Source organism: Paenibacillus sp. P3E (genome assembly GCF_001909045.1).
GTDB classification, from domain to species: Bacteria; Bacillota; Bacilli; order Paenibacillales; family Paenibacillaceae; genus Paenibacillus_AQ; species Paenibacillus_AQ helianthi.
Genome location: NZ_LVWH01000164.1, coordinates 14163 through 26787 on the forward strand (window position 1 = coordinate 14163; position 12625 = coordinate 26787).

Genomic DNA, 12625 nt, shown 5'->3' on the forward strand with positions numbered 1-12625 from the left:
TGAACTTGTGATTGTTCTACTTCGGGAATGGTCGTGACTACTGAGAATGTTTGGACTTCCGGCCGCTGTTGTCTGCAGATTTCTTGATTTGTACCGCTGTTCGCGGTGGAAATCCGCAGACAAAGGCGGACGCATTCGCTCCTACAGTTCCAAACTTCTCTTCCGCCACTTTTCCCTGGTTGTATATTTCAAAGTTCAAGCTATTTAGCCAGAAAAGGGAAGCCATCAGGCTTCCCGTCAGAACACACTAGCGATTGTTACTCAGTACGAGCCGGAGCTCGCCTTACAGCTACTCGTCAATCTTAAGCACCGCCATGAACGCTTCCTGCGGCACTTCAACGCTGCCGACCTGCTTCATGCGCTTCTTGCCTTCCTTCTGCTTCTCCAGCAGCTTCCGCTTACGCGAAATGTCACCGCCGTAGCATTTGGCCAGCACGTTCTTGCGCATCGCCTTAACGGTCTCGCGGGCCACGACTTTTGTTCCGACAGAAGCCTGAATCGGCACCTCGAACATTTGCCGCGGAATGATCCCGCGCAGCTTCTCACAAATGATGCGGCCGCGGTTATAAGCGCGGTCACGGTGGACGATGAATGACAAGGCATCCACCTGCTCATTATTTAGCAGAATGTCCATCTTAACCAGGTTCGACTGGCGGTAGCCCGATACTTCATAATCGTAGGAAGCATAGCCTTTCGTTCCTGATTTCAGCTGGTCAAAGAAGTCATAGACAATCTCGGACAATGGAATCTCATATGTGATGGTGACGCGGCTTGTGTCCAGATACTCCATATTGACGAATTCACCGCGTTTGTTCTGGCACAGCTCCATGACCGTACCTACGTAATCATTCGGCACAATGATTCCGGCTTTGACATACGGCTCTTCAATATAGTCGATCGTGCCAATCTCCGGATAATGCGACGGGTTGTCGATCTGAATGATCTCACCGTTGGTCAGCTTAATGCGGTAAATTACGCTTGGTGCCGTGGTGATCAGCGGCAGATTGAATTCACGCTCAATCCGCTCCTGAATAATCTCCATGTGCAAGAGTCCAAGGAAGCCGCAGCGGAAGCCAAAGCCCAGCGCGCTTGAGCTTTCCGGCTCAAAGCTGAGTGAAGCATCGTTGAGCTGCAATTTCTCCAGTGCTTCGCGCAAGTCATTGTAATCCGAGGTTTCGATCGGATAGAGACCACAATAGACCATCGGGTTGATCTTGCGGTAACCCGGCAGCGGCTCCGGTGTCGGATTCTTGGCATCTGTTACGGTATCACCCACGCGGGTATCGCCGACATGCTTGATTCCGGCTACGATGAAACCAACATCACCGATGTTAAGTTCGGATACGATGCTCATACGCGGCATGAACGCACCGACCTCAATAACCTCAAAGGTCTTGTCCGTTGCCATCATCTTAATCTTCGAACCGGCGCGGATACTGCCATCAATAACACGCACATAGACGATAACACCTTTGTACGGATCATAGTGAGAGTCAAAAATCAGCGCCTTCAGCGGTTCTTCGGAATTTCCGGTGGGTGCAGGAACCTGCTTCACTACCTGTTCCAGGATTTCCTTGATGCCGATACCGGCTTTGGCGGAAGCAAGTACTGCTTCGCTGGTATCCAGTCCGATGACATCCTCAATTTCCTGCTTCACCCGGTCAGGATCAGCATTCGGCAGGTCAATCTTGTTGATAACCGGCAGAATTTCCAGGTTGTTGTCCAGCGCCAGATATACGTTGGCCAGGGTCTGGGCTTCAATTCCCTGTGCAGCGTCTACCACCAGAAGTGCGCCTTCACAGGCCGCAAGACTGCGGGAAACTTCATACGTGAAATCGACATGCCCCGGTGTGTCAATCAGGTTGAGATAATAATCCTGTCCATCATCGGCACGATAGGTCAAGCGCACAGCCTGCAGCTTGATGGTGATGCCGCGTTCGCGCTCCAGATCCATCTGGTCCAGCACCTGCTCCTGCATTTCGCGCGAAGTAAGCGCGCCTGTGTATTCCAAAATGCGGTCGGCCAGTGTCGATTTACCATGGTCTATATGTGCAATAATCGAGAAATTGCGGATTTGTTGTTGTCTTTTCTGAACGTCAGTCATTCCTTACCCCCACAGACAGCCTAATGTTAATCCACTTATTATAACAGTACGCGCTTCACCCATCAATCCCGCCTGCCCCGAACGCTCCAAGAAAAGGTCTGCGGCAGAGAAAAAAGCGGATTCACCATCCCCTGAGGGAGGTGAATCCGCTTTTTTGAACGAATCAAGAATTCACATGAGCCGCATTGCGGGGTCCGAGTCAGTCTATTTCTCCGCGGAATCGAACAGCGAGACCACCCAGCGGATGCTCTTTTGTGACGCTTCTTGCAGCAGCCCCGCTGTTTTGTCGGCAAGCTTGTCCACTGTGGGCTTCTGCTCTTCAGGGATAAGAATCTGTTCCGGACTCATACTGCTGTAGTCCTGAACCTCCTGCTGCGGCAGATTGCCGGCTGCGCTCTGGCCCGCAGGGGTTTGCGGCTGCACCGGGACAACCGAGTACGCGCCAGTAACCGGGTCTACAACCACAGGAACATACATATAGGCTTGCCCGCCTTGCGTCAAACCTGCCACTGGGACAGAATGCGCCTTAGTCTTCTGGCCAGCAGGGGCAGTTTGAGCTGTCCCGGTTGCACCATTCCAGCCAGGCAGTACTGTAGAAGCATTTGTACCCAAGCTGCTGCTGAACTGCATGCCTGCCAATATGCCGATCCCCAACGATATGCCGACTACGACCAGTTTTTTACCAAACCGCGACATCTCATGCACTCCTTTCTACTTGACGAATCAGTCACTCTGCTTCCCGGTGTCTGCTCCGGCATCAGGTGCCGCCGCTTTCTCCGCATCATGGCTGCTCCAGTACACATCGGCGATAGCATCCGCCAAAATATCCGCCGTCCGCTTCAGTTCATCTGCAGAATTGTCGATACCGCCCACCTCAATTAATACACTGTTAGGAGAAAGAGTCTGATTATACTCACCATTATTGCCATTCCCGGAGGACTTGCCCCAGATGCCACGGGAAACACCCGGATAGTTTTTTTCGAGCAGCTGATGAATTTTGTTGGCGAACGCCTCATTCCTCTTCCAATCTTTATTCGCATGACCGAGGATAAAATACACCTGAGCGTAACTTTTTCCCTCTATGACGGCTGTGGTTTTGCCATGCCGCTGCGAATCACGATGGATATCAATCATTTCGTTCATTTCCTGGTTGGCACTTAGCACAGCCTTGACAGTCATTCTTGAATATTTATAGGAAAAGTTCCAATTATAATCCGGTACCTTTGTGGCGTAATCTTCTTGTTTATGAACAGTACCAATTCCGCGCTGCTCCAGTCTTTTGGTAATATATGAGCCTACCAGCATTACATTTTTGGAAGGTATAGCGGAGCTTGGATTGTCACTCTCTACCCCCAGCAGCGGATTATAGGCCTCGCGGGGATGGGAATGATAGATTAAGATCCGTTTGATCGAAGTATCCTGGCTGTTGCCGGGTGAGACCTGACTGTCGTTGCCGCCTGATGAATCCGGTGCGATGGAAGGCTCAGGCTGCGGCGCGGCCGTTTCACCGCCATCCGGCGCGGCCGATCCGTCACTCGCAGGTTCTGTTCCGCCTGCCCCCGCTTCTGTTCCTGTCTCATCCCCTTTACCATTCCCACCGGTATCTCCAGCTGCCAGCTCATCCGTTCCCGGATGGTAGTCCGCGGGAGCATCCTTAGCCCCGCCAGAGCCCAGACGCAGCAGAAACGGATCATCCGCAGCCAGGCCCGGAACCTCACGGGAGAGCAGGCTTTTCGGGTCGCCGGGGTCCACACTGGTCAGCATCCGAAAGACGAAGGAGGTTACGTTTTTACCTGAAAATGCAGACGGCTCTTCACCTTTCGGCAGGTGGGGAACCTCCATACCGAGCAGTTCCATAAAAAACCCGCTGGATAAGGAAGCCGCCAACCCTTTCATTGAGGGAATGGGTGAAGAGTTCAGCTTTTGACCGGCCAATCCACCGGCTCCAAGCAGCATAAAAAACACAAGCGAACCTCCGGCCAGCAGCAGCATTGTTCTCCCCAGCGATAGAATATCCAACAGCTTCCCCCGCAGCCGGCCGATATTCCATAGCTGAAACCATTTTCTGTTCATTATTGTTATGTCCTCCTCCAGCCCTCTGTAATCTCTTATACTCCCAATCTATGAGCGGAAGAGGAATGGTAGAACCTGAAATGAGAGAAAAGGAAGACCTGTTTAACCAGTCCCTCTTAATAAAGTATTGTTCATCCATCAAAAAAAAAGCCCAACCGCAGCCGGCAGGCAGACTGGTCAGGCATAGTATACCGAAGGACAGTTCTCAGTGGGTATACGCCCCCACGTTGCCCGGATCCACAGCTTCATGCAACGCAGCATTCAGTCCGCTGGCTACGATGTTGGCGATTTCTTCGATAAATTCATCAATTTCCTTCGGCGTAACAATCAGATCATGTCCGAGCGGTTCCAGCACTTCTTTGACGAGCGACAGCCGTTCCTGTTCAGAGATGTCGTCCAGCATGCCCATAATTTCTTTGGTGTGGGCGGCTCCGGCTCCAACCTGCCCGAAATGCCTGCTCATCATCTCCAGCACATTATTCACGATGGTTGAAGCATAGCAGACGGTAGGAACGCCGATCGCAATACAGGGAATCCCGAGAATTTCCTTGGTTAGCCCCCGGCGTTTATTGCCAATTCCGGAACCGGGATGGATGCCGATATCGGCGATTTGAATGGTCGTATTAATTCGTTCCAGTGAACGGGATGCCAGTGCATCTATCGCGATAATCACGTCGGGCTTCGTACGGTCCACGATTCCCTGGACCACTTCACTGGATTCAATACCGGTCAGCCCCAGCACACCTGGTGCAATTGCGCTCACCTTGCGGTAACCCGGAGAGACTTGATCTGGAACCAGCTCGTAGAACTGGCGTGTAACCAGCGAATTCTCCACAACGAGCGGTCCCAGTGAATCCGGAGTCACATTCCAGTTGCCAAGGCCGACAATCAGCACCGACGAGTCGCGGTCAATACCGATTCTGTCCATGAACTGTTCAAATTCTCTGGCAAAAACCACGGATACCTTCTGCGAAAGACCAGTGTCGCCGCCGCGAAGTGCCGGAACCTCCAGCGTCACGTAGTTTCCTATGGCGCGTCCAATGGCCTGTGAGCCTGCATTATTCGCTACAGCAAGACGGGTGACCTTAATGCCATCCGCTTCCTCTACCTCTTCGTTTACACCGGGAATAGGCGTTTTTTGCGGTCCCTGAGCCATCTCTTTGGCTTCAAGCGCCAAATCTGTGCGTACCGAATATAGCTGAAGATCCAGTTCCATTATTAGTTCAGCCTCCTTATCCATATTGATGATAGTGTGCGAGTGAAAGCCTTGCTTTATTCAAGCCGAAAGGGGTTAAATTAAAAGCATTAGTCTTGCATTTTGTGTGCGGTCATGCTAAACTATTTTAAGTTGTGAATCATTTGATGATTTCGAATGTCTTTCAGGAGGTGAATGCAATGCCAAATATCAAATCCGCGGTAAAACGCGTCAAGACGGCCGAAAAACGCCGTGCACTGAACGCTTCCCAGAAATCCGCGCTTCGTACAGCTGTGAAAACTGCTGATGTAGCTCTGACTGGTACTGAAGTGGAAACTGCTCAAGCTGCTTTCCAAGCTGCTTCCAAAAAGCTGGACAAGGCTGTAACTAAAGGCCTGGTTCATAAAAATGCGGCTGCCCGCAAAAAATCCCGCTTGGCGAAGAAATTGAACGCTCTTAAGGCTCAAGCCTAAGCCAAGGGCGACATTAATAATGAGCACTATAAGAACCTGACCGCTATGCTGCATACGGTTAGGTTTTTTTGTTTTTCAGCAGAAATAGCCAACAAAAGCCTGCCCGTTAGCGTCCATACGCTGCGGAGCAGGCTTTTGTTGGTATTACAATCTTGAGAAATCACCGGTTCACCTTTAGGCTCCCAGCCGTAACATGAACATCTCCAAACCTAGCACCTTGTCGATAGCCCCTGTCTTCATCTGGTAGTCCAGGTCAGCCAGAAAGCTGAGAATCTGCCGCAGCCGCTGGCTCTCGAACTTATGCGCCTGTTCACCGGCAAGCTTGACGGCATACGGATGCAGCCCCAGTTGGGAAGCGATCTGGCCTTGCGAGTAGCTCTGGGCAGACAAATCCTTCACCTGCAAAATCATCCGAAACTGCCTCGCAATCAGCGCCGCAATCTTAATAGGCTCTTCACGCTGCTTCAGTAGCTCATAGAGTGTATTCAGCGCCTTGTCCAGGCGCAGATTGGCGATATCCTCTACCAGCGTGAACACGTTCTGTTCGGTCCCGCGGTGTACAAGGCTCTCAATTGCTGCGGCATCCACGGTCCCGCCCTTGCCAGCGAACAGGCTCAGCTTGTCCATTTCCGCCGACAATCCCTGCAGTCCTGTTCCGGCATTGGCCACAAGAGCCGCAGCGGCACCCGGTGCCGACACGCAGCCCCGGTCCCGCAATCCCTTCTCGACCCAGCGCAGCAGTTCCTCTGCGCCTAACGGGTTGAAGGCAAGCACAATCCCTGCAGTCTTGGCCGTCTTAACGATTTTTTTTCGTTCATCCAGCTTGTCATTATTGACCATGAAGACGATCACACTGAACTCTGCCGGATGCTGCATATATTCACTGAGAACTTCTATGCGATGTTCGATTTTGGCATTATCTTTTCCTGCAGTGAACAGGGAGGCGTCACGCACCAGCAACAGCTTCCGCTCCACCATAAACGGCACAGTCTCCGCTTCTTCCACAACCGCCTGCACCGGCGTCTCGGAAAGATCAAAGGGAATGACAGCAAAATCCCGGTCCTCTTTGGCAATCAGATGATCCTCCAGAAAAGCCGCAAATTCATTCATCCGGAACTTCTCGCTGCCGTACAGTACGTAGAGTGGCGAAACATTTCCTTGTTTGATGTCTTTGGCCGCCGTTTTGGCATCCATTCCGCCACTTCCTTTTCCATTTCAGTCTTTGAATATTGTAACAAAAAAGCATCTTTAAACATAGACATCTAGTGGAGACGGCAGATATCTGCGCAAAAACGGAGCAACTCCGGCAGCATTGCCAAAGTTGCTCCGTTTCCGCGGCGCATCTATATAAACGACGGTAGGAAAAGCTCTAGAAACTTTCCAGCCGACGGTCATACCGATGGTTCTCACGACCCTGTAGCTCCTGTCCTCTTACTATAGTATATTCCTATACCGAGTAAAAAGTTCCACTCTGCGATTATTTTGTAGACGTTGCCGCGTCCGGAGTAGCCGCAGGTGCTGTAGAAGAAGCTGATGGTGAACCGGATGGTGCCGCAGATACTACCGAATCCGGGACGGTATAGCTCTTGGTCATTTGATTGCCGTTCTTCAGGGTCACATAAGTGAACACACGGCTATCTTCCGACCATTGGCCGGACACCCATTCCCCCTCCAGGGGAAGTGATGTCAGCACCGTCCAATCGTCTCTCGCAGCGCCTTCCGGTATGGCATAGAGTACAAGCTGCTGTCCTGCGAGCTCAGCGCCAAAACGACCGTCAGGCGATGTCAAAGGCGAGGGTGCGACCAGTGCCGAGCGCAAGCCCATCACCCCTGCTTCTTCCGATGAAGGAAACTGCTGCGACTCGCTGATGGAATTATTCGCTCCGGCTTCGCTTTTTGGCGGGCTGTCCTGAGAATCCTTAGCTCCGCTGGTATCCGGACCAGAAGTGCTAATCTTCATATCCTCTACCGCAGGTGTGGCAGGGTCCTTGTCAGGCTCCGCTATGATCTGCCGCTTGAAGGATGCCGGCTGTTTGGTTGGGTCAGGTGTAACCGCCGGGGAATCCGGAGTTGGTGCCGTAGATGAAGTCACCATCTCATCAGCACCGCCGGAAGTACTGTTCCCGGTAGCCGAAAACGTATTATTTTTCTGTTCTGTAATCCCTGCCGCCCTATCTGCGCCATTTACGCTATCCCCGCTGCCGTCCTGTACTGCACCCGGTTCAGATCCTGCCGCCTCTTCAGTCTTTTGCATAGTCTGTCCAGAGTTTGTATCTGCAGTCTGATTGAGTGCCACATCCACATCTGCTGCCGGCATACTGTCAGGCATGTTAAAAATAGCTATAAGCAGTATCACAGCCGCCGCCACTGCGCCGATGCCTGTCCGTGTTGCCAGGGATGAGCCCTTGGAGAATTTGCCACGGGTGCTTTTACGGGTGAACGGAACAACCTTCGATTCTTCTGTACTCGTCATGACCGGTTCCTGGTCGGCACTACGATCCAGCTCGTCAAGCCGAGGCAAAATCGAATCAACCAGACTGAAAGGTGGCTTCACGTCCGGAAGCTGCTCAAGTTGCTGGGAAAGCACATTCAGACGGTCAAAAACATCCGCGCACGAGGGACAATTGTCGATATGACGGAACATTTCTATGATTTCTTCTTGGCTTAAGTCATGATCCAGATAGCGGTGCATCCATTCCATCACCTCCGCGCATTTCATCCTGATACACCACCTTTCTGATACTCCTGAAGTCTATTCTGCAGTTGCTGCCTAGCCCTGAACAGGTACGATTTCACTGTATTCAAGGGCAGGTCCAGCGAATCCGCAATCTCGTTGTAAGAAAAATCCTGCAAATACCTCAGTACGATTACCGTGCGGTGATGTTCCGGAAGCTGATCAATCGCCTCCCGTATATCCTCTGCCAGATAACCGGACAACACTTCACGTTCCACATTATGTGTATCCGGAAACACCATCTCATGTTCATCAATGGAAACCGTTGGTTTCGTTCTTCTGAACTTATCAATACATATGTTGGTCACGATCCGCTGTACCCATGTTTTGAACTGGGCTTTTTCCTCGTAAGAACCTATTTTGGTATACACGCGGATAAGCGCCTCCTGTGAAGCATCCAAAGCATCCTGTTCATTATGCAGAATGTAGAAGGCCGTCTTATATACATGCCCTTCAATTTCTCGCAATAGGGTGATTAGAGCGTCGCGATCGCCCGCTTGAGCGGCTCTGATGAGTCCCTGCTCCACCACGAAGGTTCCCCCTCTCTATGCAATCTTACTGACGCGCAAGACTGCGAATTTGTTGCAAGCCTGTAATCAATTTTTTCGGTATCCATAATCCTTACTAAGCATACAGGGGAAGCTTCAATCATTCAAATACTCTTTTATAGAAAGATTGTAACAAAAGTGAAATCAAAAAGATGCAAAACAGCCGGCCTGTACCCTTTTAAGGTGCAAACCGGCTGCTGTGTAAATGAATCTTTGTAGAGTTGTTAATGAGTGCGGGATTTAAGCGCCCTTAATTTCCTTGAACTTCGCCACATACTTGGCGGCAAGCTCAGTGATCTGGTCGTAGCGGCCTTCCTTGGCTGGAGCGGTCAGGTTGCCACCGATGCCTACAGCGATGCAGCCGTTTGAAATCCATTTTTCCATGTTGTTCAGATCCACGCCACCGGTAGGCATAATGTTGACATGCGGCATGGGTCCTTTAACGGCTTTGACATAATCCGGTCCGAAGGCGCTGCCCGGGAACAGCTTCAATACATCCACACCCAGCTTCAGTGCTTCTTTCATTTCATTGAGTGTCATGCAGCCCGGCATATACGGGATACCGTAGAGATTACACATTTTGGCGGTTTCTTCTTCAAAAGAAGGACTGACCACAAATTCCGAACCTGCCAGAATAGCGATTCTTGCCGTAAGAGGATCAAGTACTGTACCTGCACCGATCACTGCTTGGCTTCCGTATTCGGCTACCAGCCGTTTGATTGCTACGTCGGCATCCGGAGTGGTAAAGGTTACTTCAATGTTATTCAGTCCACCTTCGATGCAGGCTGCGGACATTTTGAAAGCATCGTCTGCATTGTCGGCACGAATAACAGCTACCACGCCAACGGATGTGATGTTCTGCAATACTTTTATTTTCTTCATTATAAATCTCCCTTTCGTTAAATCCTTGATATTTAGAATATTAATTTAGGTAAATAATTTTATCTAATTTACTAACCAAAAGCCAAAACCTTATAAGAAAATAGTAATAACAATGTCTTCTTACGTCAATATGTTTTTATGTGAACAGAACGTAAAATTCTCTCAACAACCACAAAAACCCTTTTATAATAAGGGATTATCCAACCTATCCAATGTGATCATATTAAAAAAATTCATTTGAGTGAGGGGTGTCTTATTGTAGAAAACCGATTTATATGATAATTTCAAATTACAAATCATTTATACAGGGGTTGTAAGCTACCCCGAGGAGGAAATATTCATGAGCAAACAGCTGGATGCAGTTACATTCGGAGAGCCGATGGCTATGTTTTATGCCAATGAGGTGGGCCCGCTGCACGAGGTTACTTCTTTTTCCAAAGCGCTGGCCGGTGCAGAGAGCAATGTGGCTACCGGATTATCACGTCTTGAGCACAAAACCGGGTATGTAACGAAACTTGGCGAGGACAACTTCGGCCAATTTATAGTTGGTGCGCTGAATAAAGAGCAGATTGATACCGGCAGCATCACGTACACCAAAGAATTTCCAACCGGCATGCTGATCAAATCCAAGGTGTTGACAGGTGATCCCAAGGTTGAGTATTTCCGCAAAAGTTCCGCGGCCTCCAAGCTGAGTCTGGCCGATTTCGATGAGGCGTATTTCGCTTCCGCAGGGCATTTGCACGTTACAAGCATCTCTTCGGCATTATCGAAGACCTGCCATGAATTCTCGCTGCATGCCATGGAATTTATGAAGAAGAGCGGAAAAACCGTCTCCCTTGATCCGAATCTGCGCCCAACCCTCTGGCCGGACAAAGAAACCATGGTGAACACCATTAACGATCTGGCCACACGCTGCGACTGGTTCCTGCCAGGGCTCGGTGAAGGCAAAATCCTTACAGGCCTTGAGACTCCTGAAGAAATTGCCGGCTATTACCTGGAGCGTGGTGTATCGCTGGTGGTTATCAAGCTTGGTCCTGAAGGCGCATATTACAAAACGGCTGCTGGTGAAGAAGGTTATGTCGACGGCTTCAAGGTAGAAACCGTTGTTGATACTGTAGGCGCCGGAGACGGCTTTGCAGTCGGTGTAATCAGCGCGATGCTGGAAAAGCTGACCGTAGCCGAGGCCGTGAAACGCGGTAATGCTATTGGCGCACTCGCCGTGATGTCTCCCGGAGACATGGATGGACTGCCTACCCGCGACGGGCTGAAAAAGTTTATGAAGACAGGCGTGTAAGCAGGCTGCTTCCAAACAAGTGCTGCACTCTATATGCACACCCATCCCTAGAAACAGCTCATACTATAAAAGCCCTACACAGTCTTTGACAGACCGTGTAGGGCTTTTTCCTATGATAACGCCGGGACTTATGAACAAATTGTTTTACTTGGTTGGCGTTGGAGTCTGTACGGATTGCCCCAGCTGCAGCGCTGGAGGGAACCTGTACGTGATCGGCATGGCGTCCCCCTGATCCTCAATCAGAGAAAGCATAATTTTGGCGGCTTGCATTCCCATCTCATAGGCAGGCTGCCGGATGGTTGTGATAGCCGGATTGTAGATCCGGGCAAATTCGGCGTCATCAATCCCAATCACCGACCATTGGCCGGGGATTGCAATGGAATGGCGGTTCGCATATTTCAGGATCTCCCCCAGCACCAGATCGTTGGCTGCGAGCAGCGCCGTCGGCGGCTGCGGCAGGCTTAACAGCTCATCCAGCGCAGAAGCAATAGCCTCTCTTGGCACACTGCGCACGTACTCATCATTCATCCTGAGCCCTGCTTCCTCCATGGCCTTTTTGTAGCCGCTCATCCGCTCCTTACGGGGGGTGATCGCATGTTCGCCAAGCGGGAGCGACAAGATGGCGATATTCTCATGGCCCTTCCCGGTCAGCTCTTTGATGGCTGTTTTGACGGCCATTTCGTTGTCGAGCAGCAGACTCTGGGTCGTGATCCCTTCTACCAGCCGGTCCATGAATACAAGCGGATATTCCGCTTCGATCAGCCGGGTATAGGGAGACGGATGGTCTCCGGTCGGAAAAATAATCAACCCGTCCACCTGGCGGGCCACAAGCGCCTCTACATGTGTATTTTCTTTATCCGCATTCTCATCGCTATTACAGATGATCACCTGGATGCCATGGCGCTGCAGCTCATTCTCGATCGCCCGGATGCACTGGATCGACAGTGAATAATCAAGATTCGCCACAATAATACCAACCATATGCGTGCGGTTCTGCTTTAGACTGCGGGCTAGCCCGTTAGGCTGATAATTCAGCTCCTCGATTACGTCAGCAATGCGGTTTTTGGTCGCTTCGCTCATATATTTGAACCGTTTATTCAGAAATTGCGAGACCGTGCTTTTGGATACTCCCGCCTTTTGGGCGACATCTTCAATCGTCAGCTTCTTCATCTTTTCCGCTCCACTCTATATAGAAAATACCGGCTTTCCCAAACCGCTCGGCCAGAGCGAATTCACGCAGAAAAGCCATACTTTCCGAACTCACTCAGAAAGTATAGCTTTTTTTTAGTAAATTATCTAGTAATCATTATTGAGATTAGTGG

Annotated in this window: 13 protein-coding genes; 2 read left to right on the plus strand and 11 right to left on the minus strand. The window is 50.6% G+C overall.

All coding sequences use genetic code 11. The features are described from left to right. Positions 1-37: 37 nt before the first annotated feature. The 5 genes from A3842_RS32550 to gpr form a co-directional block, all read right to left on the minus strand. Positions 38-199 (minus strand): hypothetical protein, encoded by a 162-nt coding sequence (locus A3842_RS32550; RefSeq protein ID WP_178382358.1) that lies wholly within the window; start codon positions 197-199, stop codon positions 38-40. Positions 200-289: 90 nt separating this feature from the next. Continuing rightward, positions 290-2104 carry a translation elongation factor 4 gene (gene lepA, locus A3842_RS14840; RefSeq protein WP_074086308.1) on the minus strand — a complete coding sequence of 605 codons (1815 nt, stop codon included), beginning with the start codon at positions 2102-2104 and terminating at the stop codon, positions 290-292. A gap of 204 nt (positions 2105-2308) precedes the next feature. Then, the gene (locus A3842_RS14845) at positions 2309-2800 is read right to left on the minus strand and encodes a hypothetical protein (RefSeq protein WP_074086307.1); all 492 of its coding nucleotides are present in this window, start codon (positions 2798-2800) and stop codon (positions 2309-2311) included. A gap of 27 nt (positions 2801-2827) precedes the next feature. After that, on the minus strand, positions 2828-4177 hold the full coding sequence (locus tag A3842_RS14850; RefSeq protein ID WP_074101915.1) for a stage II sporulation protein P: 1350 nt from the start codon (positions 4175-4177) through the stop codon (positions 2828-2830). 205 nt (positions 4178-4382) lie between these two features. Further along, on the minus strand, positions 4383-5393 hold the full coding sequence (gene gpr, locus A3842_RS14855; RefSeq protein WP_074086305.1) for a GPR endopeptidase: 1011 nt from the start codon (positions 5391-5393) through the stop codon (positions 4383-4385). 179 nt (positions 5394-5572) lie between these two features. Here gpr and rpsT point away from each other — a divergent pair, with 179 nt between their 5' ends. Then, on the plus strand, positions 5573-5845 hold the full coding sequence (rpsT, locus tag A3842_RS14860; protein ID WP_074086304.1) for a 30S ribosomal protein S20: 273 nt from the start codon (positions 5573-5575) through the stop codon (positions 5843-5845). Between the two features lie 174 nt (positions 5846-6019). On the opposite strand, the gene holA is transcribed toward rpsT, so the two are convergent. The 5 genes from holA to A3842_RS14880 form a co-directional block, all read right to left on the minus strand. Further along, positions 6020-7039 carry a DNA polymerase III subunit delta gene (gene holA / locus A3842_RS14865; RefSeq protein ID WP_074101916.1) on the minus strand — a complete coding sequence of 340 codons (1020 nt, stop codon included), beginning with the start codon at positions 7037-7039 and terminating at the stop codon, positions 6020-6022. 54 nt (positions 7040-7093) lie between these two features. Next, positions 7094-7255, minus strand: a complete 162-nt coding sequence (locus tag A3842_RS32555; protein ID WP_167374627.1) for a hypothetical protein — start codon at positions 7253-7255, stop codon at positions 7094-7096. Between the two features lie 67 nt (positions 7256-7322). Next, a complete protein-coding gene (locus A3842_RS14870) occupies positions 7323-8564 on the minus strand; it encodes an anti-sigma factor (protein ID WP_074101917.1) in 1242 nt (413 codons plus the stop codon). After that, entirely contained in the window at positions 8561-9109 is a 549-nt protein-coding gene (locus A3842_RS14875; protein ID WP_074086301.1) for an RNA polymerase sigma factor, read from the minus strand. Before A3842_RS14875 ends, A3842_RS14870 begins: the two co-directional genes overlap by 4 nt. Positions 9110-9367: 258 nt before the next feature. Further along, a complete protein-coding gene (locus A3842_RS14880) occupies positions 9368-10009 on the minus strand; it encodes a bifunctional 2-keto-4-hydroxyglutarate aldolase/2-keto-3-deoxy-6-phosphogluconate aldolase (RefSeq protein WP_074101918.1) in 642 nt (213 codons plus the stop codon). A gap of 340 nt (positions 10010-10349) precedes the next feature. Between A3842_RS14880 and A3842_RS14885 the strand changes: the two genes are divergently transcribed. Next, positions 10350-11303 (plus strand): sugar kinase, encoded by a 954-nt coding sequence (locus A3842_RS14885; RefSeq protein ID WP_074101919.1) that lies wholly within the window; start codon positions 10350-10352, stop codon positions 11301-11303. A gap of 144 nt (positions 11304-11447) precedes the next feature. On the opposite strand, the gene A3842_RS14890 is transcribed toward A3842_RS14885, so the two are convergent. Beyond that, the gene (locus A3842_RS14890; protein ID WP_074101920.1) at positions 11448-12473 is read right to left on the minus strand and encodes a LacI family DNA-binding transcriptional regulator; all 1026 of its coding nucleotides are present in this window, start codon (positions 12471-12473) and stop codon (positions 11448-11450) included. Positions 12474-12625: the final 152 nt, after the last annotated feature.

What these genes read in the sequence shown, in the direction of transcription:
- A3842_RS14885 (WP_074101919.1), top strand. Translation starts at nt 10,350, where the DNA reads ATGAGCAAACAGCTGGATGCAGTTACATTCGGAGAGCCGATGGCTATG.
- A3842_RS14850 (WP_074101915.1), bottom strand. Translation starts at nt 4,177, where the DNA reads ATGAACAGAAAATGGTTTCAGCTATGGAATATCGGCCGGCTGCGGGGG.
- A3842_RS14845 (WP_074086307.1), bottom strand. Translation starts at nt 2,800, where the DNA reads ATGTCGCGGTTTGGTAAAAAACTGGTCGTAGTCGGCATATCGTTGGGG.
- A3842_RS14870 (WP_074101917.1), bottom strand. Translation starts at nt 8,564, where the DNA reads ATGAAATGCGCGGAGGTGATGGAATGGATGCACCGCTATCTGGATCAT.
- gpr (WP_074086305.1), bottom strand. Translation starts at nt 5,393, where the DNA reads ATGGAACTGGATCTTCAGCTATATTCGGTACGCACAGATTTGGCGCTT.
- A3842_RS14890 (WP_074101920.1), bottom strand. Translation starts at nt 12,473, where the DNA reads ATGAAGAAGCTGACGATTGAAGATGTCGCCCAAAAGGCGGGAGTATCC.
- A3842_RS14880 (WP_074101918.1), bottom strand. Translation starts at nt 10,009, where the DNA reads ATGAAGAAAATAAAAGTATTGCAGAACATCACATCCGTTGGCGTGGTA.
- rpsT (WP_074086304.1), top strand. Translation starts at nt 5,573, where the DNA reads ATGCCAAATATCAAATCCGCGGTAAAACGCGTCAAGACGGCCGAAAAA.
- holA (WP_074101916.1), bottom strand. Translation starts at nt 7,039, where the DNA reads ATGGATGCCAAAACGGCGGCCAAAGACATCAAACAAGGAAATGTTTCG.
- lepA (WP_074086308.1), bottom strand. Translation starts at nt 2,104, where the DNA reads ATGACTGACGTTCAGAAAAGACAACAACAAATCCGCAATTTCTCGATT.